Source organism: Streptomyces sp. G5(2025) (assembly GCF_049542075.1).
In the GTDB taxonomy this organism is placed as follows: domain Bacteria; phylum Actinomycetota; class Actinomycetes; order Streptomycetales; family Streptomycetaceae; genus Streptomyces.
Genome location: NZ_JBMUZT010000006.1, coordinates 802268 through 826910, shown reverse-complemented (window position 1 = coordinate 826910; position 24643 = coordinate 802268). Strand labels below are relative to the sequence as shown.

At 71.6% G+C, this 24643-nt stretch carries 22 protein-coding genes and 2 pseudogenes; 17 read left to right on the top strand and 7 right to left on the bottom strand.

Features of this window, described 5'->3' with window-relative positions; translation table 11 throughout:
- Window positions 1-34 precede the first annotated feature (34 nt).
- Both ACOBQB_RS14505 and ACOBQB_RS14500 read right to left on the bottom strand, forming a co-directional pair.
- A complete protein-coding gene (locus tag ACOBQB_RS14505) occupies window positions 35-544 on the bottom strand; it encodes a hemerythrin domain-containing protein (RefSeq protein ID WP_423592032.1) in 510 nt (169 codons plus the stop codon).
- A 177-nt stretch (window positions 545-721) separates the two neighbouring features.
- Window positions 722-1537, bottom strand: a complete 816-nt coding sequence (locus tag ACOBQB_RS14500) for an SAM-dependent methyltransferase (protein ID WP_423592030.1) — start codon at window positions 1535-1537, stop codon at window positions 722-724.
- A 177-nt stretch (window positions 1538-1714) separates the two neighbouring features.
- On the opposite strand from ACOBQB_RS14500, the gene ACOBQB_RS14495 reads away from it, so the two are divergent.
- On the top strand, window positions 1715-2257 hold the full coding sequence (locus tag ACOBQB_RS14495) for an FABP family protein (protein ID WP_423592029.1): 543 nt from the start codon (window positions 1715-1717) through the stop codon (window positions 2255-2257).
- A gap of 72 nt (window positions 2258-2329) precedes the next feature.
- Here the strand turns inward: ACOBQB_RS14495 and ACOBQB_RS14490 are convergent, their stop codons facing one another.
- On the bottom strand, window positions 2330-3175 hold the full coding sequence (locus tag ACOBQB_RS14490; RefSeq protein ID WP_423592027.1) for an RNA polymerase sigma factor SigF: 846 nt from the start codon (window positions 3173-3175) through the stop codon (window positions 2330-2332).
- Between the two features lie 202 nt (window positions 3176-3377).
- Between ACOBQB_RS14490 and ACOBQB_RS14485 the strand changes: the two genes are divergently transcribed.
- The 8 genes and pseudogenes from ACOBQB_RS14485 (at window position 3378) to ACOBQB_RS14450 (ending at window position 11142) form a co-directional block, all read left to right on the top strand.
- Window positions 3378-3794 (top strand): ATP-binding protein, encoded by a 417-nt coding sequence (locus ACOBQB_RS14485; RefSeq protein ID WP_423592026.1) that lies wholly within the window; start codon window positions 3378-3380, stop codon window positions 3792-3794.
- 196 nt (window positions 3795-3990) lie between these two features.
- Window positions 3991-5127 (top strand): LLM class flavin-dependent oxidoreductase, encoded by a 1137-nt coding sequence (locus ACOBQB_RS14480; RefSeq protein ID WP_423592024.1) that lies wholly within the window; start codon window positions 3991-3993, stop codon window positions 5125-5127.
- A 164-nt stretch (window positions 5128-5291) separates the two neighbouring features.
- A complete protein-coding gene (locus ACOBQB_RS14475; protein WP_423592022.1) occupies window positions 5292-6386 on the top strand; it encodes an alpha/beta hydrolase in 1095 nt (364 codons plus the stop codon).
- Window positions 6387-6467: 81 nt separating this feature from the next.
- The gene (locus tag ACOBQB_RS14470; protein WP_423592020.1) at window positions 6468-7871 is read left to right on the top strand and encodes a DUF6421 family protein; all 1404 of its coding nucleotides are present in this window, start codon (window positions 6468-6470) and stop codon (window positions 7869-7871) included.
- Between the two features lie 26 nt (window positions 7872-7897).
- A pseudogene (locus ACOBQB_RS14465) lies at window positions 7898-8637 on the top strand (SDR family NAD(P)-dependent oxidoreductase).
- 20 nt (window positions 8638-8657) lie between these two features.
- Complete coding sequence (locus ACOBQB_RS14460; protein WP_423598476.1) at window positions 8658-9728, top strand: threonine aldolase family protein; 1071 nt, start codon at window positions 8658-8660, stop codon at window positions 9726-9728.
- A gap of 98 nt (window positions 9729-9826) precedes the next feature.
- Window positions 9827-10420 carry a transglutaminase domain-containing protein gene (locus tag ACOBQB_RS14455; RefSeq protein ID WP_423592018.1) on the top strand — a complete coding sequence of 198 codons (594 nt, stop codon included), beginning with the start codon at window positions 9827-9829 and terminating at the stop codon, window positions 10418-10420.
- 26 nt (window positions 10421-10446) lie between these two features.
- Window positions 10447-11142, top strand: a complete 696-nt coding sequence (locus tag ACOBQB_RS14450) for a B3/4 domain-containing protein (RefSeq protein WP_423592016.1) — start codon at window positions 10447-10449, stop codon at window positions 11140-11142.
- A gap of 12 nt (window positions 11143-11154) precedes the next feature.
- On the opposite strand, the gene ACOBQB_RS14445 is transcribed toward ACOBQB_RS14450, so the two are convergent.
- Complete coding sequence (locus ACOBQB_RS14445; protein WP_423592014.1) at window positions 11155-11883, bottom strand: lysophospholipid acyltransferase family protein; 729 nt, start codon at window positions 11881-11883, stop codon at window positions 11155-11157.
- Between the two features lie 227 nt (window positions 11884-12110).
- Here ACOBQB_RS14445 and ACOBQB_RS14440 point away from each other — a divergent pair, with 227 nt between their 5' ends.
- From ACOBQB_RS14440 to ACOBQB_RS14425, 4 genes are all read left to right on the top strand, one after another.
- Window positions 12111-12437, top strand: coding sequence for a thioredoxin family protein (locus ACOBQB_RS14440; RefSeq protein ID WP_423592012.1), 327 nt, complete (start codon window positions 12111-12113; stop codon window positions 12435-12437).
- A gap of 113 nt (window positions 12438-12550) precedes the next feature.
- Complete coding sequence (locus ACOBQB_RS14435; protein ID WP_423592010.1) at window positions 12551-13060, top strand: flavin reductase family protein; 510 nt, start codon at window positions 12551-12553, stop codon at window positions 13058-13060.
- Window positions 13061-13291: 231 nt separating this feature from the next.
- Window positions 13292-14086 (top strand): electron transfer flavoprotein subunit beta/FixA family protein, encoded by a 795-nt coding sequence (locus tag ACOBQB_RS14430; protein ID WP_423592008.1) that lies wholly within the window; start codon window positions 13292-13294, stop codon window positions 14084-14086.
- A 60-nt stretch (window positions 14087-14146) separates the two neighbouring features.
- Window positions 14147-15109: an electron transfer flavoprotein subunit alpha/FixB family protein gene (locus ACOBQB_RS14425; RefSeq protein ID WP_423592007.1), complete on the top strand. Its 963-nt coding sequence runs from the start codon at window positions 14147-14149 to the stop codon at window positions 15107-15109.
- Window positions 15110-15169: 60 nt separating this feature from the next.
- Here the strand turns inward: ACOBQB_RS14425 and ACOBQB_RS14420 are convergent, their stop codons facing one another.
- Entirely contained in the window at window positions 15170-16069 is a 900-nt protein-coding gene (locus ACOBQB_RS14420; protein WP_423592005.1) for an endonuclease/exonuclease/phosphatase family protein, read from the bottom strand.
- Window positions 16070-16317: 248 nt separating this feature from the next.
- On the opposite strand from ACOBQB_RS14420, the gene ACOBQB_RS14415 reads away from it, so the two are divergent.
- The 3 genes from ACOBQB_RS14415 (at window position 16318) to ACOBQB_RS14405 (ending at window position 20068) form a co-directional block, all read left to right on the top strand.
- Entirely contained in the window at window positions 16318-17610 is a 1293-nt protein-coding gene (locus tag ACOBQB_RS14415; protein ID WP_423592003.1) for a DUF6986 family protein, read from the top strand.
- A gap of 81 nt (window positions 17611-17691) precedes the next feature.
- Window positions 17692-19545, top strand: a complete 1854-nt coding sequence (locus tag ACOBQB_RS14410) for a serine/threonine-protein kinase (protein ID WP_423592001.1) — start codon at window positions 17692-17694, stop codon at window positions 19543-19545.
- A gap of 43 nt (window positions 19546-19588) precedes the next feature.
- Window positions 19589-20068 carry a hypothetical protein gene (locus tag ACOBQB_RS14405; RefSeq protein WP_423591999.1) on the top strand — a complete coding sequence of 160 codons (480 nt, stop codon included), beginning with the start codon at window positions 19589-19591 and terminating at the stop codon, window positions 20066-20068.
- A gap of 25 nt (window positions 20069-20093) precedes the next feature.
- Here the strand turns inward: ACOBQB_RS14405 and ACOBQB_RS14400 are convergent, their stop codons facing one another.
- Window positions 20094-21161 (bottom strand): LacI family DNA-binding transcriptional regulator, encoded by a 1068-nt coding sequence (locus tag ACOBQB_RS14400; protein ID WP_423591997.1) that lies wholly within the window; start codon window positions 21159-21161, stop codon window positions 20094-20096.
- Between the two features lie 166 nt (window positions 21162-21327).
- On the opposite strand from ACOBQB_RS14400, the gene ACOBQB_RS14395 reads away from it, so the two are divergent.
- On the top strand, window positions 21328-22296 hold the full coding sequence (locus ACOBQB_RS14395) for an ROK family protein (protein WP_423591994.1): 969 nt from the start codon (window positions 21328-21330) through the stop codon (window positions 22294-22296).
- A 366-nt stretch (window positions 22297-22662) separates the two neighbouring features.
- On the opposite strand, the pseudogene ACOBQB_RS14390 reads toward ACOBQB_RS14395, so the two are convergent.
- Window positions 22663-24507 (bottom strand): annotated as a pseudogene (locus tag ACOBQB_RS14390) (NEW3 domain-containing protein); the annotation flags it as partial.
- Window positions 24508-24643: the final 136 nt, after the last annotated feature.

Genomic DNA, 24643 nt, shown 5'->3' with positions numbered 1-24643 from the left:
GCGGGACTGCTTCGGGTCTCGGTGGGCGCCGTGCTCAGGACTTCACGACGCGACGGACGTTCTCGACGTTCCCGCAGTCCGCCTTGAGCTGCGTGGCGCGCTCCTTGGTGAACGCCGCGCCCAGCTCCTCGCGGCGCTCCATGGCGACGTTCTCGCGCGCGCCGTTGAGGATCGTCCGCTCCTCCTCGTCGGCGTGGTGGGTGACCGCCTCGACGAGCTGCTCCAGCTTCTCGTCCCAGTCGTCGGAGCCGACCTCGTCGACCTCCAGCAGGGCCAGGAGCGCCTTGTTGCCCTCCTCGTGCTCCTCGACGCCGTGTTCGACCTCGTCGTTCTCGATGTCCCGGTAGCGCTTGAGCGCGGGGTAGACCTCGGCCTCCTCGGCGAGCGCGTGCGCGATGAGCAGGCCGGCGAACTCCCGCAGGGCCCCCGCCCGGTCGCCCTCCACGCTGCGCATCTCACGGAAGAGGTCCTCCATCCGCCGGTGGTCGTCGAGGATCAGCTCGACGACGTCCGTCGACGTCGCCTCGTTCGCCTTGGCCGCCATGACAGTGCTCCTTCTCGGCTGGACAGTGGGGCTCGCTGCGTCGTGTACCCCGTACCGATAGGTAGCGCGCCCCCCTCACCGACCGAAGTTCCGGCGTCCCGGCCGTCGCGTGTGTCACTCCTGCGGCCCACCGCCGGGGCCCGGGCAGGGCTTGGCCGAGGCTGGAGCAGGGCCGGGTCAGGGCTTGCGGGCGAGGCCGCCGTGCTCGCCGATCGGCTCCGGGGCGGGAGAGGCCGCCTCCGGCCGCCAGAGGGTGACCGGCACGACTCCGGGGTCCAGGAGTTCGAGGCCGTCGAAGAATGCCGCGATCTCGTCGACGGGGCGCAGGTAGTAGGGGAGTGCGCCGGACTCGTTGTAGGCGTCCTGGGCGTGTTCGTACGCGGCGTCGACGCCCCGCGAACCGTCGTTGAGGCAGAGGAAACTGCCGGAGGGCAGCGCCCCCATCAGGTGGGTGACGACGGAGCGCGCCAGGGCGTGGTCGGCGACGTGGCCCAGGATGTTGCTGAGGATCAGACCGGTGGGCCGGGTGAGGTCCAGCGTCGCGGCCGCCGCGGCCAGGATGCGGTCGGGCTCCGTCAGATCGGCGTCTACGTAGGCGGTCGCGCCCGCGGGGGTGGACGTGAGCAGGGCTCGGGCGTGCGCCAGGACCATCGGGTCGTGGTCGACGTAGACGATCCTGCTCTCGGGGGCGAGCCGCTGGGCCACCTCGTGGGTGTTGTCCACGGTCGGCAGACCCGTCCCGACGTCCAGGAACTGCCGGATGCCCGCCTCACCGACGAGATGGGTGAGGGCCCGGCGCAGGAAGGCGCGGCTGCCGCGGGCCACGGCGACGATGCCGGGGAAGACGGCGCTGTACGCGTCGCCGGCCTCTTCGTCGACGGGGTAGTTGTCCTTCCCGCCCAGCCAGTAGTTCCAGATCCGGGCCGAGTGCGGCACCGAGGTGTCGATCGTCTGGTGCGCCACCGGTCCGGGCGCCGCAGCTTGGTCGGTCATGGTACGTCCGCCGTCTCAGCCGAAGTGTGAACTGTACGTCGCACAACCTACGGCCCAACGGCACGGTCATGTACGGCGGTTCGGCCGCCCCCGGTCGGAGCGCGGGCGGCCCGCGTCTAGGCTGCACCCCGGCACCTGCCCAGCCCAGCCCCGCCCTCGATGTCAGGAGCACGCACCGTGTCCGACCCCGCACCGCAGCACCCGTACCCCGACGCCCACCGCCCCGGCCAGGCGCCCGCCCCGTACGCGCTGCTCACCCCCGTGCTCGGCCTCCTCGGCACCTGGCACGGCAGCGGGCGCGGCGAGTATCCGACGCTCGACGCGGATTTCGCGTACGCGCAGGAGGTCACCTTCAGTCACGACGGCCGGCCCTTCCTGCACTACGAGGCCAGGGCCTGGCTGGTCGACGCCGATGGCCGGCCGCTGCGCCCCTCGGCCCGCGAGAGCGGCTGGTGGCGGCTCAAGCCCGACGGCCGGGTGGAGGCGCTGATCACCCAGCCCACCGGCATCGCGGAGATCGCGGTCGGCCACGCGGACGGCGACACGGTGGACCTCGCCACCCAAGAGGTCGCCCTCGCGCCCACCGCGAAGAAGGTCGACGCCACCCGCCGCCGCTACGCCCTGACCGGCCCCGACGCCCTGACCTTCGTCCACGACCTCGCGGCCGTGGGCCAGCCCTTGCAGCATCACCTCTCGGCGCTTCTGCACCGCAGGGGGTGACAGCCCGCCGCATACGTCGGCGGGATCAGGGTGGGCGGGATCAGGCGTCGCCGGGATCACGCGTCGGAGGGATCACGCGTCGGCGGGGACCATCCCCTTGCGCAGGGTCGCCAGGGTGCGGGAGAGCAGGCGGGATATCTGCATCTGGGACACGCCGAGACGCTCGCCGATCTGCGACTGGGTCAGCTCCTCCACGAAGCGCAGGCGCAGGATCTCCCGATCGCGCTCGGGGAGCTCGGCGACCAGGGGGGCCAGCGAATGGAAGTCCTCGACGAGTTCCAGGGAGGGGTCCACCGCGCCGATGAAGTCGGCCAGGGGGGTCTCGTCGGTGGGGTCGCCGTGCAGGACGGCGTCGAGGGAGGACGAGTTGTAGCCGTTGGAGGCCAGCCGGGCCTCGATGACTTCCTCGGGGGTCAGATTCATCAGGGTGGCCAGTTCGTCCACCGTGGGGGAGCGGCCCAGGCGGCTGCTCAGCTCCTCGGTGGCCTTGGCGAGCTCGACCCGGGCCTCCTGCAGGCGGCGCGGCACGTGGACCGCCCAGGACGTGTCACGGAAGAAACGCTTGATCTCACCGACGATATAGGGCACCGCGAACGTCGCGAATTGCACCTCGCGGGAGAGCTCGAATCGGTCGATGGCCTTGATCAGACCGATCATGCCGACCTGGACGATGTCTTCCATCTCGTCACCGCGATTACGGAAACGGCCTGCCGCGTAACGCACCAGCGACATGTTCAATTCGATCAGGGTGTTGCGCACGTACTGGTATTGGGCCGTGCCCTCCTCCAACACCGCGAGTTGATCGAAGAACAACTGGGACAAGGCGCGCGAATCCTTGGGGGTCACCGCCTGCGGATCGACCACCTCCGGCAGTTCCGTGATGCCGGTGTCCGTCTGGGTTCCAGTGGCCATCGTCATGTCTACCTCCCTGTCCACCGGCCTCCTCGTCCCCTGTGGACCGGTGAGCCAGCGCCTACCCCTCCTCAAATACTTCATGTCAGTTCCGACATGAGGACGTTCCGTGACGCCGGCCACACGGCTCGGCGCGAGCACGTTAAGAAGTCGGGTTCGGGGGCAAGAGACCCATTCGTACAGTCCACCCCTGATCGAGGAGGGGCGTATGAGGACGGACCATTCACAGCCCGGCGTCAAACCGTTGGACCGCAAGGTCTTCGACAAAAGGCCGGAAGTCATCCCACGGGCCCGGGAATTCGCCCGTGTCTTCCTGGACGGCCTCAGTCCTGCCCTGGACGAGCAGGCCGCCGCGAGCGTGGAACTCACCGTTTCCGAACTCGTCACCAATTCCGTACGGCACGCGCGCGGCGAGTCCTGCTCGCTGCGTCTGGTGGCGCGCCGGGACGCCATCACGGTCGCCGTCACCGACGCCGATCCACGGCCGCCACGCGAGCGGACGCCCGACCTGGCGGGAGGCACCGGCGGCTTCGGCTGGCCGATGGTGCGCAGTCTCGCCCTCGCGGTCCGCGTGAGCACGGGCCCCCAGGGCAAGACCGTGCGGGCGGACCTGCCCCGCGGCTGATCCGGCCCGGCCGGAGCGCATGGCAGTCGTCGCCTCGCAGGGAAAAGCCTGTGCGAAGCCTTGCCACTTCCACACCTGACGGTTAGTCATATGACTGTTGGAAGTGAGCGGGTGTTCGAAGTGTGGACCCGAAACCCGGGCCACGCCGCGGAGACACCGCAGAGGCGTCGCAGACGCACAACTCCCTGGAGGGCACGTGAAGTTCTCCGTCATCTTCGAGGCGCAGCTCGCCGACCCGACCGTAGAGCGCGAGCATCAGGTCATCCACGACAGCGTCGAGCAGGCCGTGCTCGCCGAGGAGATGGGGTTCGACCGCGTCTGGGCGGTCGAACACCACTCCCTCAAGTGGTACGCGCACATGAGCGCCCCGGAGATCTTCCTGACCTGGGTCGCCGCACGCACCCGCACCATCAGGATCGGACACGGCGTGGTCTGCATGCCGTTCAACTTCAACCACCCGGCGCGGGTCGCCGAGCGTGCCGCGATGCTGGATCTGCTCTCCGGCGGCCGCCTCGACCTGGGGGCCGGACGGGGCGGCACCGAGCAGGAGACCTCGCTGTGCGGCGTCGACAAGGAACGCACCACCCAGGAGGTCGAGGAGGCGCTGCGCGTCATCGGCAAGGCCTGGGAGAAGGAGGAGCTGGAGCACCACGGCGAGCTGCTCGACATCGGCCCGCATCCGATCCTGCCGCGCCCGAAGCAGACCCCGCACCCACCGCTCTTCCTCGCCTGTAGCAGGACCGAGACCCTGACACAGGCGGCCGAACTCGGCATCGGGGCGCTCGTGATGGGCTTCGCGGGGCCCGAGGCGATCGCCGGGATGCGACAGGCGTACGACGCGGCGGTCGCGGCCCGCACCGGCGCGCGCCGGGTGTCGAGCGTCGTCAACGACCACTTCTCCGTGCTCTGCCCGACGATCGTGCTCGACGACCGGGAGACGGCGCGGCGTGTCGGCATCCGGGGGCAGCGGTTCTTCGCGCAGTCCATCGGGCACTGGTACGGCGGCGCGGGCCTCCCCGACGAGGCGGTCGTCGAAGGCGGTGACGAGGCGGCCCGGATGCGCGAGGCCGCCGAGCAGGTCGTCGCCCGCCTCCACGAACACGACATTCCGGTACGCCCGACGGCGACGGCCACCTTCAACGCCGACCACGCGTACGGCACCGCGGGCGACGCCATCGCCTACGTTGAGCGGCTGCGCGACGCCGGGGCCGACGAGATCATGTGCCTCATCCAGATGGGCACGGTCCCGCAGGAGGCGTGCCTGGAGACACTGCGGCAGTGGGGCGAGAAGGTCATCCCGCACTTCCGCGCCCAGGAAGCGGCGCAGCGGTGACGCCCACCGAACGCCGGCCCCCGCCCGCCCCAAGCCCTGCCGCCCCCGATCCCCCCGCGCCACCCCGAGCACCCGCCTCGCCCCGAGCACCCGCCCTGACGCGGGAGCCCACTCCACCCCGGGTGCCCGGCGGCCCCACCGAGCCCTTCGTCCCGCGCGGGCCCGTGGCTGAACGGGCCGGCGCTCCCGGCGAGCTCCCCGCCCCGCGCGGCGGTGTCGCCCGCATGTCGCCCGCCGCCCGCCCCCTCGTCACCGCCCTGAGTGCCGCCTTTCCCGATCTCGGCGGCACCGTCACCGACGCCGCCGAGGCGCGCCGCATCCTCGCAGCCGCCCCCGTTTCCCGGAAGGTCTCGCTCGCTGTGGGGGCGGTCGTGGAGCGGAATATTCCAGGCATACCGGAAGCGTGCCCGGCGGGTGTGGCGGAGGTGCCGGCCCGTACCCCCGCCCCCGCTGCCGCGGAAGTCCTCGTACGCGCGTACTTCCCGGATCCCGAGCGTTTCCCCCGTCCCCACCCCACCGTCGTCTTCTTCCACGGCGGTGGCTACACGCTCGGCGGGCTCGACAGCTACGACGCCACAGCACGCAGACTGACCGTGCGGTCCGGTGCCGTGGTCGTCTCCGTCGGGTATCGCCTCGCCCCCGAGCACCGTTTCCCGGCCGCCGTCGACGACGCGTACGCCGCGCTGTGCTGGGCCGCGGACGCGTGCGCGGTGCTTGGCGGGGCGCCCGGCGCGCTCGTCGTCGCGGGGGACAGCAGCGGCGGCGGGCTCGCCGCGGCCGTGGCGCTCAAGGCCCGCGATGATCCGCGTGGCCCCGCCATCGCGCGCCAGGTGCTGATCTACCCCGTGCTCGACGCCTCCCAGAGCACCGCCTCCTACCGGGAGAACGCCACCGGCTGCTTCCTGACCGCCGCGCACATGCGCTGGTTCTGGCAGCAGTACCTCGGACCGGACGGCGACGGCGCCCACCCCCTCGCCTCCCCGCTGCGGGCGGCGGACCTCGCCGGACTGCCGCCCGCGCACCTCGTCACCGCCGGTTGCGATCCGCTCAGCGACGAAGGCCTCGCCTACGCCCACCGACTGCGCGCGGCCGGCGTACCCGTGACCGGACGTCACTGGCCGGGCATGTTCCACGGTTTCGTAGGGTTCCCCGAACTGCTGCCCGAAGCCGAGGAGGCACTCCATGGCGTGGCAGAAGCGATCGCGTCAACCGTGAAGGGCAGGAAAAACAGCGGTGAAGGAGGGGGTGCCGCAGGATAATTTCCCGAGGCCCCCCTTGTCGCGGAGAACCTGGCACGCATACGGTGTCCATACGCGAGGTTCTCCCGTGGAAGGTGGGACATGACGGAAATTCTTGTGCAGGCGGGTACCGAGGGTGCGGTTCCGTCCGCTGAAGAGCGGGTGGTGGACCACCCTGCGTGGCCGGTGCTCAAGGAGGCCGTGGAAGAGATCAGGCCCTGGCAGTCGAAGGACGGTTCCATCGACTTCGCAGCCGAGGGAGCCCCGTCGAAAGCCGTGGCCGAACTCGCCGTGGACCGCGTGATCTCGGCGGTCGAGCAGCTCGGCCCGCTGCTGCCGCACGACGTCGCCTACCACCGCGCCCTCGTCACGGACCTGCGCCGCTGGGCGCAGGACGGCTTCCAGGTGCCGGACTTCCTGGACTCGCTGCTCGCCTTCCAGCCCGCGGCGAACCGCCGGGACGGCCTCCAGCACCTGGTGGTCTTCCCGATGTACACGCAGAACGGCAACCCCGACCGCAACCTCGAAGCGGTCGTGCTGCGCATGGTCTGGCCCGAGTGGCTGGCCGAGCTGGAGCGCACGCGCTACGACAACCCGCTGTTCTGCGGCATCACCTTCGAGGACTTCACCGCCGGATACGACACGAACTCGGCCGTCCTCTTCCCCGAGACCATCGCGGTCCGCGAGGCCCCCGAGCGCTTCTCCTGGGGCGGCATCTTCTGCGACCGGGAGGCGGCCCGCTTCCGTCGCGTCACCGAGGCCGCCGTGGACATCCTCGGGCTCGAACTGCCCGAGGACATCCGTGACATGGTCGGCGACCAGGACCGCTGCCAGCAGGCGTTCGTGCTGTGGGACATGGTCCACGACCGCACCCACAGCCACGGCGACCTGCCCTTCGACCCCTTCATGATCAAGCAGCGCCAGCCGTTTTGGATGTACGGCCTCGAAGAGCTGCGCTGCGACCTCACCGCCTTCAAGGAGGCCGTGAAGCTGGAGGCCGAGGGCAACCGGCACGGCCGCGACGTGCAGTACGCCGTCCTCTTCGACCGCATGTTCCGCTTCCCCGTCACCGGGGACCGGACGCGCAACTACGACGGGCTCGGCGGCCAGCTCCTCTTCGCCTACCTCCACCAGCACGACGTGGTCCGCTGGACCGACAACAAGCTGACCATCGACTGGGAGCGCGCGCCGCAGGTCACCAACCAGCTGTGCGGCGAGATCGAGGACCTCTACCGGGCCGGCATCGACCGCCCCAAGCTGGTCCACTGGTTCGCCGCCTACGACCTGGTCTCCACCTACCTCGCCCCGCACCCCGGATCGCGCTGGGCCAAGGGCCCGGACGCCCTGGACACCTCGCTGCCGCCGCGCAAGCTCGTCGACGAGGTGCTTCCTGACGAGTTTCCGCTCAGCATGTTCTATGAGGCGCTCTCCAAGAAGCTGAAGAACGTGATCGCCTCCACCAAGGGGATCACCGCTTCCGCGAACGCCGAGAAGGTCGCCGCGTGAGCGGCCGCCAGGAGGAGGCGAGGACCATGTCCGCACTCGATGGAGCCGTGGTCGCGGTGGCCGAGCCGGCGGCCCCGCCGGACGGGCGGTGCTGCTGAGGCTGGCCGAGGCGGGCGCCACGGTCGTGGCGTCGGACGCCGATCCGCTGCGCCTGCACGAGGCCGTCGACGCCGCCCGGTACGCGCACGGCGGTGCCACCGTCATAGGGGACACGGTCGATCTGCTGGATCTGGACGCCACCCGCGACTGGGCGACGCGTACGGAGAAGGAGTTCGGGCGGATCGACGGCCTGGTGCACCTCGTCGGCGGCTGGCGCGGCAGCAAGAGCTTCGCCGAGACCGACCCCGCCGACTGGGCCTTCCTGGAGAAGCTCCTGATCCGCACCGTGCAGCACACCTCCCTCGCCTTCGAGGACGGCCTGCGCCGCAGCGACCGCGGACGCTATCTGCTGATCAGCGCGGCGGGCGCGTCCAAGCCGACCGCGGGCAACGCGGCGTACGGAGCCGCCAAGGCGGCCGCCGAGGCCTGGACGCTCGCCCTCGCCGACGCCTTCCGCAAGGCGGGGGGCGAGGAGGGCCCGCGCGCGGCGGCTGCCATCCTGGTGGTCAAGGCGCTGGTGCACGACGCGATGCGCGCGGAGCGGCCCAACGCGAAGTTCGCGGGCTTCACGGACGTCACGGAGCTGGCCGAGGCCATCGCCGACGTCTGGGAGCGGCCCGCCGGTGAAGTGAACGGAAACCGCCTGTGGCTGACCGAGAAGCCGTGACCGCTGCCGTCAAGGACGCCGTGAATCCTCCGAAGACCGACGCCCGGCGTCACCACGACCCCGACGTGCGCGGTTTCGCCAGCGACAACTACGCGGGCGCGCACCCCGAGGTCATGGCCGCCCTGGCCCTCGCCAACGGCGGGCACCAGATCGCGTACGGCGAGGACGACTACACGGCCCACCTCCAGCAGGTGATCCGGGGACACTTCGGCCCGACCGCCGAGGCGTTCCCGGTGTTCAACGGCACGGGCGCCAACGTCGTCGCGCTCCAGGCGGTCACCGACCGCTGGGGCGCGGTGATCTGCGCCGAGTCCGCGCACATCAACGTGGACGAGGGCGGTGCCCCCGAGCGCATGGCCGGCATCAAGCTGCTCACCGTCCCCACACCCGACGGCAAGCTCACCCCGGAGCTGATCGACAAGCAGGCGTTCGGCTGGGACGACGAGCACCGCGCGATGCCGCAGGTCGTCTCGATCGCGCAGAACACCGAGCTGGGCACGCTGTACACACCGGACGAGATCCGCGCGATCTGCGACCACGCTCACCAGCTCGGCATGAAGGTGCATCTCGACGGCTCGCGGATAGCCAACGCGGCGGCCGCGCTCGACGTACCCATGCGGACGTTCACGAACGCGGTCGGCGTGGACATCCTGTCGCTCGGCGGCACGAAGAACGGCGCGCTGTTCGGCGAGGCCGTCGTCGTCATCAACCAGGACGCCGTGCGCCACATGAAGCACCTGCGCAAGATGTCGATGCAGCTGGCGTCCAAGATGCGGTTCGTCTCCGTGCAGCTGGAGGCCCTGCTGGGCAAGGACCTGTGGCTGCGCAACGCCCGGCACGCCAACGAGATGGCGCAGCGCCTGGCCGAGGGCGTCCGCTCCGTGCACGGCGTGGAGATCCTCTACCCGGTCCAGGCCAACGCCGTCTTCGCGCGCCTGCCGCACGACGTGAGCGAGCGGCTCCAGAAGCGGTACCGCTTCTACTTCTGGGACGAGGCGGCGGGCGACGTGCGCTGGATGTGCGCGTTCGACACCCGCGAGGAGGACGTCGACGGCTTCCTGGCGGCGCTGAAGGAAGAGATGGCGCGCTGACTCGGCCTGCATGAGTCCCACAAGGGGCACTGCATAGATATGCGACCGACCGTAAAGGCATTGACTTACGGTCGGTCGCATTCCTATGCTCCCGAGCCATGCAGCTGATCCAGGACAACCCTGACCTGTCCGCTTACTTGGCGGCCGACGAGGTCATCGACCACCGTCATCCGCTCGTACGCGAGACCGCGGCGCGCCTCGCCAAGACAGCCGCCGATTCATACGTATACGCGCAGGCGGCCTACGAATACGTGCGCGACGTCATCCCGCACTCCGCCGACAGCGGCGACCTGCGCGTCACCTGGCGCGCCTCGGACGTCCTGGAGCAGGGCACCGGCATCTGCCACGCCAAGGCCCACGCGCTGGCCGCACTGCTGCGGGCCGAGGACATCCCCACCGCGCTCTGCTATCAGCGGCTGGCCTATGACGCCGGGACGGGGCACTGCGTCCACGGGCTCGTCGCCGTCCGCTTCCACGGAGCCTGGCATCGGCAGGACTGCCGCGGCAACAAACCGGGGGTCGATGCCCAGTTCTCCCTGTCCGGGGAGCGGCTGGCCTTCCCGCCCGATATCGAGTCCAATGAAGTGGACTATCCGGTACTCTATGCTGCACCGCACCCGGCGGTTCTGGGCGCCCTGAAGAACGCCCCGGACCGACCGCACCTGTGGGAGAACCTTCCCGACGCGCTCTGACGAGCCACGACGCAGCAAGGCAGCCCATGACCAACGCGCCCCTGACCCTCACCGTCTCCGACGAGGTGAGCACCCTCGCGCCCGGCTTCACCCACGTCGCCATCGAGGCGCATGGCCTCGTCAACGGGCCGAGCACCGAGGACAGCTCGGCCCTCCTCGACGAGGCGGCGCGCCGGCTTGCCGTACGACTCGACGGCCGCGCCCCGCACGAGGACCCGCACATGGCCGCCTGGCGCGCCGCCTACACGGCCTTCGGCGCGAAGCCCTCGCGCACCCGCAACTCGGCCGAGGCCCTGGCCAAGCGCGCGCTCGCCGACGGCGGGCTGCCCCGGATCAACGTCCTCGTCGACGTCTACAACGCGATCAGCGTGGCCCATCTGATCCCGGTCGGCGGCGAGGACCTGGACCTGATCAAGGGCGGGATGCGGCTGGTGCGGGCCACCGGCGCCGAGGAGTTCGTGACCGCCTCAGCGGGGGAGCGGGTCGTCGAGCACCCCGACGCGGGCGAGGTCGTGTGGTGCGACGACGAGGGCGTCACCTGCCGCCGCTGGAACTGGCGCCAGGGGCCGCGCACCCGCCTCACCGAGGAGTCGGTGAACGCGATCTTCCTACTGGAGGGCATGGGGCCGGACGCCGGGCTCGAAGCCGCGGGCGCCGAGCTCGCCGAGCTCCTGGAGAAGTTCAGCCCCGGGGCGCGGATCACCGTCCACGCGGCGCGCTAGGCGGGCAGACGGTCAGCCGGCCTCGGCGGCCTTCACCTCGGCGGGGGTCGGCGCCGTCCCGCCGAGGTGTGCCGGCATCCACCAGGTGTCGTCCGGGCCCTTGGGGCGCACCGGGTAGGCGCGCTGCGCGGCCTCCAGCAGCTCCTGGCAGCGCTCGCGCAGCCGCCGGGTGATCGCGCCCGCGTACTGGTCCTTGGGCGCCTCGACCGGCTCGCCGACGCGGATCGTGATCGGCAGGTGGCTGCGCTTGAAGTTGCGCGGGTGGCCCTTGGTCCACAGCCGCTGCGTGCCCCACAGGGCCACCGGGATGAGCGGCACCCCGGCCTCCTGCGCCAGCCGCGCGGCGCCCGTCTTGAAGGTCTTGAGGGTGAAGGACTGCGAGATCGTCGCCTCGGGGAAGACGCCGATGATCTCCCCGGAGCGCAGCGAGTCCAGCGCGTGCGCGTAGGCCGCCTCGCCCGACTTCCGGTCCACCGGGATGTGCTTCATCCCGCGCATCAGCGGCCCGGAGATCTTGTGCCGGAAGACCGACTCCTTGGCCATGAAGCGCACCAGCCGCTTCTGCGGCAGGGCGGCGAGGCCGTCGAAGATGAAGTCCAGGTAGCTGATGTGATTGCTGACGAGGACCGCGCCGCCGGAGCGTGGGATGTTCTCCGACCCCTTGCAGTCGATCTTCAGGTCCCATGCCTTGAACAGCGTTTTCGCTGCACCGATGACGGGACGGTAGACAAGCTCGGCCATGGGTGGCGAGGGCCCTTCGTGTCTGGCTGGGGAGGGGGCTCCCGGCGAGAGGTTACGCAGCCGTAGGTTTTTCGGCGTTGCGCAGATCGTGCCCCAAGAACGGACGAGTGACCAGCCTTGGTGCCCTCAATCCGGGAGATTCTCGTCACGTCGGAATCTTTTGCGGGTACCCCGGTGCTGAACCGGGGAGCGAACGGATCGAGGCCCCCTAGGGGCGGGAGGCACACGTGTCAGGACATGGCACCGGGCGGCGGCTCGACGCGGCGGACATCGGCGAGGGGCTGGGGGAGCGGGCCACGCTCGTACAGTTCTCCAGCGCGTTCTGCCAGCCGTGCCGCGCGACCCGCAGAGTCCTCGCGGAGGTGGCCGCGATGGTCCCCGGCGTGGCCCACGTGGAGATCGACGCCGAGGACCACCTCGATCTCGTACGGGAGCTGCGCGTCCTCAAGACACCGACCGTCCTCGTCCTGGACGCCGGGGGCCACGTGGTGCGCCGCGCCGCCGGACAACCCCGCAAGGCCGACGTGATCGCCGCGCTGGGCGAGGCCGTGTGACCGACCGCCTCGCTGCCCCGGGCGCGGACACACCCGTATCCCCGCCCGTGACACATCTTTCACATCCTCGGGCGGACTTGACTGCACGCGGCATCTATCGGGAGCCTCCTTCCATGACGGCCTCGCCCGCCCTCGGCGCCCACCCACCCGCCACCTCCGACCTGCTGCGCTCGGTCTTCCGGCGGCATGCCGCGGGGGTCGCCGTGATCACCGCGGCCCACGGCTCACGCCCCGTCGGCTTCACCGCCACCTCGCTCACCTCGGTCTCCGCCGACCCGCCGATGATCTCGTTCGGCATCGGCACCGGTGCCTCCAGCTGGCCCGCGGTCTCCGAGGCCGCGTACGTCGGCGTCCACATACTCGGCGAGCATCAGCAGGAACTCGCCGCCACCTTCGCGCGCAGCGGCGCCGACCGCTTCGGGGCGCCCACCAGCTGGCGCGAGGGGCCCGAGGGGGTGCCCGTACTGGACGGCGCCCTCGCCTGGCTGGTCTGCCGTGTCGTGGCGCGCGTGCCCGCGGGCGACCACCGCCTGGTGCTGGCGGAGGTGGTCACCGGCGACCCCGCGGGCGAGGGCCGCCCGCTCCTCTACCACCAGGGGCGCTTCAACGCTCTGCGCGACTGAGAGTTCCCGCGAGCGGGCGCCTCAGGTGATGACGGAGGGTTGGGAAGGTCACAGTTCAAAGCGCTTGCTCAGCGGGAATGAACTGGGTGTACTCATGAGTAATATTTCGTTCGGAGCACGGCCCGCCCCGACCGTGATCCGCCGCTTCAGGCGCCTATGCTGCCTGCAAGAAGGCAGTGGCCATAAGCCGAGGCAGCAGCCCAGTAAAGACGATGCAGTAGGAGAGCCGGCGTGAGCTTGAGGATCGTTGTCTGTGTGAAGTACGTGCCCGACGCCACCGGCGACCGGCACTTCGCCGATGACCTGACCGTCGACCGCGACGACGTCGACGGCCTGCTGTCGGAGCTGGATGAGTACGCGGTCGAGCAGGCGCTCCAGATCGCCGATGACCACGACGGCGACGGCGACGCGGAGATCACCGTGCTGACCGTCGGCCCCGAGGACGCCAAGGACGCGCTGCGCAAGGCGCTCTCCATGGGTGCCCACAAGGCCGTCCACGTCGAGGACGACGATCTGCACGGCACCGACGTCATGGGCACCTCGCTGGTGCTCGCCAAGGCCATCGAGAAGACCGGCTACGACCTGGTCATCTGCGGCATGGCGTCGACGGACGGCACCATGGGCGTACTCCCGGCGATCCTCGCCGAGCGCCTGGGCGTCCCGCAGGTCACGCTGCTCTCCGAGGTCTCCGTCGAGGGCGGCGCCGTAAAGGGCCGCCGTGACGGCGACAGCGCCTCCGAGCAGCTGGAGGCCTCCCTGCCGGCCGTCGTGTCGGTGACGGACCAGTCGGGCGAGGCCCGCTACCCCTCCTTCAAGGGCATCATGGCCGCCAAGAAGAAGCCGGTGGAGGCCCTGGAGCTGGACGACCTGGACATCGACGCCGACGAGGTCGGCCTCGCGGGCGCCTGGACCAAGGTCGACTCCGCCACCGAGCGTCCGGCGCGCACCGCCGGGACGATCGTCAAGGACGAGGGCGAGGGCGGCAAGCAGCTCGCGGAGTTCCTCGCGGGCCAGAAGTTCATCTGAGCTTCGGTCACCTTTCCCACCGCCCCCAGATTCTTCGCACTCGCAGGAGATTGAAGTCCCATGGCTGAAGTTCTCGTCTACGTCGACCACGTGGACGGTGCCGTCCGCAAGCCCACCCTTGAGCTGCTGACCCTGGCCCGCCGCATCGGCGAGCCCGTCGCCGTCGCGCTGGGCAACGGCGCCGCCGACACCGCCGCCGCGCTCGCCGAGCACGGCGCGGTCAAGGTCCTCACCGCCGACGCCCCCGAGTTCGCCGACTACCTCGTCGTACCGAAGGTGGACGCGCTCCAGGCCGCGTACGACGCCGTCTCCCCGGCCGCCGTGCTGCTGCCCTCCTCCGCCGAGGCCAAGGAGATCGCGGCCCGCCTCGCGGTCCGCATCAAGTCCGGCATCATCACGGACGCCGTCGACCTGGAGGCCGGCGACGAGGGCCCGGTGGCCACGCAGTCCGCGTTCGCCGCGTCGTACACCACCAAGTCCCGCATCACGCAGGGCACCCCGGTCATCACGGTCAAGCCGAACTCGGCCGCCGTGGAGGCCGCCCCGGCCGCGGGCACCGTCGAGGCGCTGTCTGTCTCCTTCTCCGAGAAGGCCACCGGCACCAAGGTCGTCTCGCGCACCCCGCGCGAGTCGACGGGCCGCCCCGAGCTGACCGAGGCCGCGATCGTGGTCTCCGGCGGCCGCGGCGTCAACGGCGCCGAGAACTTCGCGATCATCGAGGCCCTCGCCGACTCGCTCGGTGCCGCCGTCGGCGCCTCGCGCGCCGCGGTCGACGCCGGCTGGTACCCGCACTCCAACCAGGTGGGCCAGACCGGTAAGTCGGTCTCCCCGCAGCTGTACATCGCCTCGGGCATCTCCGGCGCGATCCAGCACCGCGCGGGCATGCAGACCTCGAAGACCATCGTGGCCATCAACAAGGACGCCGAGGCCCCGATCTTCGACCTGGTCGACTACGGCGTGGTCGGCGACCTCTTCGAGGTCGTCCCGGCCCTCACCGAAGAGGTCAAGTCCCGCAAGGGCTGAGCCTGTCGCGCCTGTACGAGGCCCTCGCCCCGCGCACAGCGGTGCGGGGGCCTCGCCGCGTCACAGCGTCATCGTCACCTGCACGGCCCAGTGGTCGCTCGGGTACTGCCCGCCGAGCGAGAACGTGTTCATCGACGCCGCGTGGACCGTCGCCGACGGCCGCGTCAGGACCCAGTCGATGCGGCCGCCGCCCACGACGGGCGGCTTGAAACCGCCGAACGTGCCGTATGCCGGGCCGCGTTCCTTGGCGACGTCCCAGGTGTCGACGAGACCGGCGCCCAGCATCGTGGTGTAGACGGCGCTGTCGTGCGCCGTCGCGTTGAAGTCACCCGTCACGATGAGCGGCGTGGTCGTCTTCAACAGCGCGATGCGCTCGACCATGAGGGACGCCGAACGCTCGCGCGCGTTCTGGCTGACGTGGTCGAAGTGCGTATTGAGGACATACAGCTGGGTGTTGGTGATCAGGTCGAGGAAGCGCACCCAGGTGGCCATGCGGGGCGAGTTGGCGCCCCAGGTGTTCGAAGCGATGGTGTACGGGGTGTCCGAGAGCCAGAAGTGCTCATATTCCAGCGGGAAAAGCCTGCGGTTGTCGTAGAAGACGGCCATGAACTCGTCGCGGCTTCCGCCCCCGACGCCCGTACCGACCCAGTCGTAGTTCGCGCCGAGGTCGGACTCGATGTCCTGCAACTGGTAGTAGAGACCTTCCTGGGTGCCGATGATGTGCGGCTGGGCGCGCAGGAGCATCTCCTTCATGACCGGGCGGCGTTCGGGCCATGTGTGCGGTGGTCGGTTGCTCGCGAAGCGGACGTTGTACGACATGACCTCCAGGCGCGCTTCCGGGCCCGGGGCGGCCTGTGCCGGGCCGCCGGACAGCACCGTGCCGGACACGGGGAGCGCCACGGCGGCGGCGAGCGCGGTCCGCAGGACGGAACGGCGCGTGAAGGGCGAGTCGATCGGCACACATGCTCCTTGAGTTCGGCCCGCGCGGCGAGCACCAGAGGCGCGCGGGAGGATGTGGGCCACAGACTGGCCGCGTCGGCCGCCGCCGGGGCCCGGGACACGCGTGAACCGGCGCGGTCGGCTACGGATGCAGGACACGGGAGGGTGTTGACCAGGGCGAAGGTCGCGGATAACTTCGCTATACGGATTGTTGATTCCGTGGAGCGGAAACTGCCGGGCGCGGCACCGACTGTGTGGAGGATGCGGGAATGGGTCAGCAAGAGAAGGTGGCGACGAGCCTCGCCGGCGCGGTCAGCGAGGGCATCAGCGCTTCCCTCGCCCCCGTGGACGCGGAGCTGGAGCGCCGCTACCCCGGGGACCCCGGCACCCGCCAGCCCGTCCACACCGTCTACGTCCCCGGTGAGCAGTTCGGCGCCGACACCATCCGCACCTGGGGCGACAAGGCCCTGGCGATGCTCGACGAACACGCCCCGGACGCCGCCTCCTTCGCCGCCGTCCTCGGCCTGTCGGACGACCTCGCCGAGGCCGTCCACACGCGCGTACGGGCCAAGCTGGAGCGCGAGCCGATCGAAGACCTCCGCGTCGACTTCGAGGACGGCTACAAGGGGGCCGACGAGGACCAGGACGCCGCCCGCGCGGCACGCCTGATCGCCGAGGCGTACAAGAACGGCACCGCCGCCCCGTACATGGGCATCCGCATGAAGTGCATGGAAGAGGCGGTACGCGACCGTGGCATCCGCACCCTCGACGTCTTCCTGTCCGGCCTCATGGAGGCGGGCGGCCTGCCCGACGGGCTCGTCCTGACGCTGCCCAAGGTGACGTACCCCGAGCAGGTCACCGCGATGGTGCGCCTCCTGGAGGAGTTCGAGAAGGCGCGCGGCCTGGAGCGGGGCCGCATCGGCTTCGAGATCCAGATCGAGACCAGCCAGTCCATCCTCGCCACCGACGGCACCGCCGCCGTCGCCCGCATGATCCAGGCCGCCGAGGGCCGCGCCACAGGCCTGCACTACGGCACCTTCGACTACAGCGCCTGCCTGCACGTGAGCGCCGCCTACCAGGCCAGCGACCACCCGGCCGCCGATCACGCCAAGGCCGTCATGCAGGTCGCCGCCGCCGGCACCGGAGTCCGCGTCTCCGACGGCTCCACCAACGTCCTGCCCGTCGGCGCCACCGAGCAGGTCCACGACGCCATGCGGCTGCACTACGGCCTCACCCGGCGCGCCCTGGCCCGCGCCTACTACCAGGGCTGGGACATGCACCCCGGCCACATCCCGACGCGCTACGCCGCCGTCTTCGCGTTCTACCGTGAGGGCTTCGAGGCCGCCGCCAAGCGCCTGGCCGCCTACGCCGGTCACCACGAGGGCGGCGCCGTGGCCGACGAGCCCGCCACCGCCAAGGCCCTCGCCGGCTACCTGCTGCGGGGCCTGGACTGCGGCGCCCTCGACGTGGGCGAGGTCACCCGGCTCACCGGCCTGACCCTGGCCCGACTCCAGGGCTTCTCGGGACCGCGCCGGGGCGATCTCACGGCCTCGGGCAAGTAACACCCGGCACGTACGGTCACCGTCACCGCTGCCCCGTAGTCTGTACGCCACGGAAAGTGGCGTCACACGGACGGGGCAGCGGTGTTTTCGGGGGACCAGGAACAGACGGGCGAGGCGGGCAGACTCCTCGCGGGCCGCTACCGCGTGCTGGCGCAGCTCGGCCGCGGTGGCATGGGCGTCGTATGGCGCGCGGTCGACGAGGTGCTGCACCGCGAGGTCGCGGTGAAGGAGCTGCGCACGTACACGGACGCGGCGGGGCCCGAACTGGCCGACCTGCGCCTGCGAATGCAGCGCGAGGCCCGCGCCGCCGCGCGCGTGCGCCATCCCGGAGTCGTCGCCGTGCACGACGTGGCCGAGGTCGACGGTCGGCCGCTGATCGTCATGGAGCTCGTCGACGGCCCGTCCCTCGACGACGTGCTGCGCGAGCGCGGCGCCCTCGGCCCCGGCGAGGCCGCGGCCATCGGCGCCAAGGTCATGGAGGCCCTCGCCGCCGCGCACCGCGTCGGCGTGCTGCACCGCGACGTGAAGCCCGGCAACATCCTGCTGGAGAGCAGTGGGCGCGTCGTCCTGACCGACTTCGGCATCGCCACGATGGAAGACCCCGGCGACGGCTCGGCCACGCACCTCACCCGCAGCGGCGAACTCGTCGGCTCCCTGGACTACTTGGCGCCCGAGCGCGCCCAGGGCCACGACCCCGGCCCCGCCTCGGACGTCTGGGCGCTCGGCGCCACGCTGTACGCCGCGGTCGAGGGCTCCTCCCCCTTCCGCCGTACGTCGACGTGGTCCACGCTCACCGCGATCGTCGCCGACCCGCTGCCGGAGCCGCGACGCTCGGGGGCGCTGACCCCCGTACTGCGCCGGCTCATGGACAAGGACCCCGAGGCGCGCCCGGACGCGGAAGAGGCGCGGCGGCTGCTCGCCGGTGTGGCGGCCCTCGGGCCCGGCGGCGCGCACGCCCCCGGGGCCACCCCTGGACCGCACCCGGGCACCGAGCGCAGCATCCCGAGCACGCCACCGCCGGGCTTCGGGCCGCCGCCGTCGGTCACCCACCCCGCGCCCGCCCACCCCGCGCCCGCCCACCCCGCGCCCGCCCACCCCGCGCCCGCCCACCCCGCGTCCGCCCACCCCGCGCCCGCCCCTCCTGCGTCCGCAGGCTCTGCGTCCGCGCCTTTCGTGGCGCCCCAAGGGCCGCCGTCCGTCCGCCTCGGGGAGACCCGCTCCACGCGGCGCCCGCGCCGGGGCAGGGCCTTGCTCGCCGCGGCCGCCGTCGCCGCGGTCCTCGCGGTGACCGGCGGAACCGTGGCCTACCTCAGCGGCAAGGACGGCGGCGGCAGCCAGGCACGCGAGGACACGGCCGCCGGAGGCTCCGGTTCGACCGAGGACGACGGCAGCCGTGGCCCTCTGGGAGACGGAACGAAGCGCCCCGAGCCGTCGGACCGCGACGACAAGAAGTCCCGCGAGCCGGACGCGAAGCGCTCCAAGGGCGCGGGGAAGGACGGGGCCGACACCTCGGACCGGGACAAGAGCGCCTCGGACAAGGGCGAGAAAGCCGAGGACGGCAAGGGCCGGGACAAGCCCGCGTCGCGCCCCGACCCCACGTCCAAGCCGACCGGCGCAGGCGAGCCGGGCGGCGGGGGCGGCTCCGCCGAGGACCTCGTGTGCCACCCCATCGGCGGCGGTAAGTACAACTGCACGGTGTGGCGCACCGCGAAGTCGTACACCGCCTCCGGTGCCGAGGCGGGCGTGCTGAACGCGGGCACGAACTATTTCTACTGCCAGCAGAACCTCGGACGCCGCGAGACGCACGGGGAGTGGACGAACATCTGGTGGGCGAAGACGGACGACGACAGCGGCAACACCGGCGTCTTCGTCAGCGACGTCTACATCAAGGGCGGCGACAACGACAAGCCGCTGCCTGGCCTGCCGACCTGCTGAAACCGGTCAGACCGGTGAGCCCGTGAGAACGGACATCGAGCGTATGAACGACACGTCCCGACCGAGCGGCGCCGAGGAGGTGCGCGCCCGTATCCAGGCCGCGACCGCCGGCACGCCATATCGCTACCGGTGGACGGAGCGGGGATTCGACCTGGTGGTGGGCGTCCCGGTGCCGGGCGAACGCCACGTGCACACCTACCGAGTCGAACTGCGCCGCGCAGAGAAGACCTTCACGCTGACGGACGTCGTCCGCACCCAAGAGCGAGGGCCGTTCGGGACCACGTGGAAGACCGTGGAGATCGGCCGGGCGCGGTACCGGACGTGGAGCCGCTCGCTGGACGGCTCCGAGCGGCACTCCTTCTCCTCCGCCGACGGGCACCGCCTGATCCGGGGCGTGGCCGAGGAGCTGGGGTGGCGAGAGCTGAAGCCCGCAGCCCCGAAGGCCGCGCTGTTCGCCGGGGCCTTCGGTGGCCTCGTGGCCCTCGGCACACTGGTCGCGCTCGCGATCGCCTTCTGGCCCTGAGGAGCGGTGCAGCGGGGATCGTCGTTCAGTCGGCGGGCGGCAGCTCCCCCGACCCCCGTGTGATGAGCCGCGTCGGCAGCTCGACCCGCTCCGGCGCCCCGGACGCGCCGTCGAGCTGCCGGAACAGCCGCTCGGCGGCCGTCCTGCCCAGCCGCGCCGCGTCCTGCGCGACGACGGTCACGCCGGGGTCCAGCAGATCCGCCAGCTCGATGTCGTCGAAGCCCACCAGGGCCACCGGCCGGTCGAGGGCGGCCAGGACCCGCACGACCGTGACGGTCACGCGGTTGTTGCCCGCGAAGACCGCCGTGACCGGCTCGACGCCGGACAGCATCGCCTCGGCCGCCGCGCGGACCCGCCGCGGGTCGGTGACACCCAGCGACACCCACGCCTCGTCGACCGGGATGCCGGCGTCCTCCATCGCGGCGCGGTAGCCACGCAGCCGCTCTATGGCGGTGTGGATGCGCGGCTGGTCACCGATGAACCCGATGCGGCGGTGGCCGTGCGCGATGAGGTGGGCGACGCCGTCCCGCGCGCCGCCGAAGCTGTCGGAGAGCACCACGTCGGCGTCGATCCTCCCCGCCGGGCGGTCCACGAAGACGGTCGCGACCCCGGCGGCGATCTCGGGCTCCAGATAGCGGTGGTCGTCACCGGCCGGGATGATGACGAGCCCGTCGACGCGACGCGCGCACAGGGCGAGCACCAACTCCTGCTCACGGTCCGGGTCCTCGGCGCTCGAACCGTTGATGAGCAACGCGCCGTGCGCCCGGGCGACCTCCTCGACGGCGCGGCTCAGCGGGCCGTAGAACGGGTCCGCGAGATCCTCAAGGACGAGGCCGATGCTGGCGGTACGGCCCTTGCGCAGGACGCGCGCGCTGTCGTTGCGACGGAAGCCCAAGGCCTCGATGGCCTCCTGGACGCGGCGTTCGGTGTCGGGGGTGACGCCCGGCTCGCCGTTCACGACACGCGAGACCGTCTTCAGGCCGACCCCCGCGCGGGCCGCGACGTCCTTCATGGTCGGACGGTTGCCGTAGCGGTTGGCGGGTCGTCGGGCGGCGGTCTCGGCCACGGTGCGCTGTCCTGTCCTGTCGTCCACGGATTTCCTGGGCTTTTCCTGGGCTTTTCCCGGGGCGTGGGGCCGCCCTTGAAGCATGTGGCGTCGAGCATAGGGCCTGGACAACGTTGTCAGATGCAGGGGAGACTGAAGGAGATACTGACCTTCGCACTCTCCGGCCTGCCCTTACACAGGAGACCCGACACAGATGCACATGGACCTCGTCGCCGCACTCGACATCGGCGGCACCAAGATCGCCGGCGCTCTGGTGGACGGGCGGGGGCGCATCCTGGTGCGCGCCCAGCGGCCCACGCCCGCGCGCGAGGACGGCGACACGGTGATGCGGGCGGTCGAGGAGGTCCTCGGTGAGCTGACCGCCGGTGAGCTGTGGGGCCGGGTCACCGCGGTCGGCATCGGCAGCGCGGGGCCTGTGGACGCCTCGGCCGGTACGGTCAGCCCGGTCAACGTCCCCGGCTGGCGGGGCTATCCGCTGGTGGAGCGGGTCCGCGCGGTGACCGGTGGGCTCCCCGTCGAACTGGTCGGCGACGGCGTGGCGATGACCGCGGCCGAGCACTGGCAGGGCGCGGCCCGCGGCCACGACAACGCGCTGTGCATGGTCGTCTCGACCGGCGTCGGCGGCGGTCTCGTCCTCGGCGGCAAGCTCCACCCCGGCCCCACGGGAAACGCGGGCCACATCGGTCACATCAGCGTGGACCTCGACGGCGACCCCTGCCCGTGCGGTGCGCGCGGCTGCGTCGAGCGCATGGCGAGCGGCCCGAACATCGCGCGCCGCGCCGTGGAGAACGGCTGGCTGCCGGGTCCCGACGGCGACACGTCCGCCGCCGCCGTGGCGGACGCCGCGCGCGCCGGGGACCCCGTCGCCCTCGCCTCCTTCGAACGGGCCGCCCAGGCCCTGGCCGCCGGGATCGCCGCCACGGCCACGCTCGTCGAGATCGACATCGCGGTCATCGGCGGCGGAGTGGCGAAGGCGGGCGACATCCTCTTCACCCCGCTGCGCCGCGCCCTGCGCGACTACGCCACGCTCTCCTTCGTACGCCGCCTGACCGTCGCGCCCGCCGTGACAGGCACGGACGCGGGCCTGGTCGGCGCGGCGGCCGCGGCGCTCGGCGGCGCGTCGAACGGGGCGGTGGGAGTGCGGTTGACGGTGGGGGGCTGAGGGGCGGGGCCCACGGGGGCGAGTACGGAAGACCGCCCGACCCGATGCCGCAGGCGGCGCTGAGTGGGACGGGGCTGTGCCGTGCGGGCGTGACGGGCCCGGTCCGTGCGGGTCATCGCGCGGGTCGGGTGCGGGCCGGGCTGGCGGCGGGGTGTACGCCCGGCCCTGCCGGTGTCCGCACGGGCGCGTGCCGTTAGGGCCGCCCCTGGTGCCGCCTGGCGCCCGCGGCGGTGTGATGGCGTGACGGGCCCGGTCCGTGCGGGTCATCGCGCGGGTCGGGTGCGGGCCGGGCTGGCGGCGGGGTGCACGCCCGGCCCTGCCGGTGTCCGCACGGGCGCGTGCCGTAAGGGCCGCCCCTGGTGCTGCGTTGTCGACGCCGACGTCCGCTGTGACCTTCTCGCAGGCCCGGCCGGCGCAGAACGTGAGCTCGCTCGCGGCGTGCACGCCGACCCCCTTGGCGGACACTTTCCCGCCGTCACCGGCCGCGCCCTCGCCGCTGCTGGTGTTCCGCTCCGCCGGGCCCCAGCCGTTGCTCATCAACAGCCACGGCAGCTCGCCGAGCGCCGAGGCGCCCGCGGGCGGCGCGACGACCACCCGCGAGGTGAGCGGCAGGACGTGGTGGGTCCGGGCGCCCGTGGGGGAGCGGTAGGCCGCCGAGACCTTCACGTCGTACGTCCCGGGGGGCCGCGCCCGGCGGTGCGGTCACCCGCCACGAGGTGCGCAGGGACTGGCCGGGGGCCAGTGCCCGCGCGCCGCCGGCGAGGTCGCCTTGCTCCGTCAGCCGCCGGGTGCCTCGACCGACGGCGTCACCTGGCGTGCCGGTACGCGGCCGAGGTTGGTGATCGTGGTGGTGAGCGGCGTGGCCTAGCCGGCCGGCCTCGAAGCAGTCGCCGCTCTCCAGGCCGAGTTCGACGGCGGGCGGGTGTCGGCCCACTAGCCGTCGGCCGACACCCGCAGTAGCACGGTGCCGTGCGCGGGGACGGTCGCCGCGATCCTGCCCGCCGTGTGGTGGCTCTTGTGCCGCCACAGGTCCCGCAGGGTGTACGCGGTGGCGTTCGGCAGGCCGACCGCCTTCGCCGTCGTGGAGATGGTCCGCGCGCTCCCGGTCTCGTTGAAGAGGGCGACGGCGCGGCTGCCGTCCTTCATCTCCTTGGCGACGACCCAGCGGCCGTTCTCGGACGAGAGGACCTTGCCCTGCTTGCCCAGCGAATCCTGGTCGACGGCGATGACTTCCTTGTTGCCGAGGATCTCAAAGGTCTCCGGGGAGGCTTTGCGCAGGTCGGACCCGATGAGCAGCGGCGCGGCCATGATCGACCACATCGAGAAGTGCGTGCGGTACTCGGTGCCGGTCATGCCGCCGTTGCCGACCTCCAGCATGTCCGGGTCGTTCCAGTGCCCCGGACCCGCGTACGCGTCGAGCGGCAGGTTCCGCTTCATGATCGACAGCATGGAGGGCCAGTTGTCGCTGATGTCCCCGGTGGTGCGCCAGAGGTGGCCGACGCCCGCGGCCCACTTCCACGGCTTGTTCTCGCCCCACTCGCAGATGCTGTAGACGATGGGCCTGCCGGTGGTCTCGGAGGCGGCCCTGAGCGCGTCGCGCATCGCGGTGTACCGCTTCTTGGCGTCCACGCCCTGGTTGTTGCAGTTGTCGTACTTGAGGTAGTCGACGCCCCACTCCGCGAACTGCTGCGCGTCGCTGCGCTCATGGCCGAGCGCGCCGGGGAACCCGGCGACGTTGCAGGTCTTCGTACCGGCGCTGGTGTAGATGCCGAACTTCAGGCCCTTGGAGTGGACGTAATCGGCAACTGCCTTGATTCCGTCGGGGAAACGCTTGGCGTCGGGCACCAACTTACCGTTGGCGTCGCGCTCCGGACGCGCCCAGCAGTCGTCCAGATTGACGTACTGGTAGCCGGCGTCCTTGAGCCCCTTCTCGACGAAGATGTCGGCGATCCCCTTGACCATCGCCTCGTCGAACCCGGCCCGGCAGTGCGTGGAGTTCCAGTTGTTGAACCCCATGGGCGGGGTGAGCGCCAAGCCGTCGGGGAGTTTCACGGCGCGCCCGGCGGCGGACGTCCCGGTGGCGGGCTGCTCCCCGGCGTCACGCGCGGCGGCCGGGGCGGCGAGCCCTCCGGTACACAGCAGGATGGCGGCGAACGATCCGAGCACTCTTCGGCGGATGGTGGGTGGCGCAGGGGGTGGCATATGACGCATCGTTACGTTCCTCCGTACTCGCGGAAGATGAAGCCTTGCGCGTCATGGAGCCGGGCGCGCCATGAAGCGCTGAGCGTCACGCGGACGTGTGCGTCCTGTGGGTGTACGTGTCCTGCGGACGTACGTGTCCCGCCGA

Excerpts from the sequence above, each read along its gene's own strand:
- ACOBQB_RS14395 (WP_423591994.1), top strand. The coding sequence starts at position 21,328 with ATGCACATGGACCTCGTCGCCGCACTCGACATCGGCGGCACCAAGATC.
- ACOBQB_RS14470 (WP_423592020.1), top strand. The coding sequence starts at position 6,468 with ATGACGGAAATTCTTGTGCAGGCGGGTACCGAGGGTGCGGTTCCGTCC.
- ACOBQB_RS14490 (WP_423592027.1), bottom strand. The coding sequence starts at position 3,175 with ATGACGATGGCCACTGGAACCCAGACGGACACCGGCATCACGGAACTG.
- ACOBQB_RS14435 (WP_423592010.1), top strand. The coding sequence starts at position 12,551 with ATGACGGCCTCGCCCGCCCTCGGCGCCCACCCACCCGCCACCTCCGAC.
- ACOBQB_RS14500 (WP_423592030.1), bottom strand. The coding sequence starts at position 1,537 with ATGACCGACCAAGCTGCGGCGCCCGGACCGGTGGCGCACCAGACGATC.
- ACOBQB_RS14445 (WP_423592014.1), bottom strand. The coding sequence starts at position 11,883 with ATGGCCGAGCTTGTCTACCGTCCCGTCATCGGTGCAGCGAAAACGCTG.
- ACOBQB_RS14505 (WP_423592032.1), bottom strand. The coding sequence starts at position 544 with ATGGCGGCCAAGGCGAACGAGGCGACGTCGACGGACGTCGTCGAGCTG.
- ACOBQB_RS14450 (WP_423592016.1), top strand. The coding sequence starts at position 10,447 with ATGACCAACGCGCCCCTGACCCTCACCGTCTCCGACGAGGTGAGCACC.
- ACOBQB_RS14415 (WP_423592003.1), top strand. The coding sequence starts at position 16,318 with ATGGGTCAGCAAGAGAAGGTGGCGACGAGCCTCGCCGGCGCGGTCAGC.
- ACOBQB_RS14425 (WP_423592007.1), top strand. The coding sequence starts at position 14,147 with ATGGCTGAAGTTCTCGTCTACGTCGACCACGTGGACGGTGCCGTCCGC.
- ACOBQB_RS14455 (WP_423592018.1), top strand. The coding sequence starts at position 9,827 with ATGCAGCTGATCCAGGACAACCCTGACCTGTCCGCTTACTTGGCGGCC.
- ACOBQB_RS14485 (WP_423592026.1), top strand. The coding sequence starts at position 3,378 with ATGAGGACGGACCATTCACAGCCCGGCGTCAAACCGTTGGACCGCAAG.
- ACOBQB_RS14405 (WP_423591999.1), top strand. The coding sequence starts at position 19,589 with ATGAACGACACGTCCCGACCGAGCGGCGCCGAGGAGGTGCGCGCCCGT.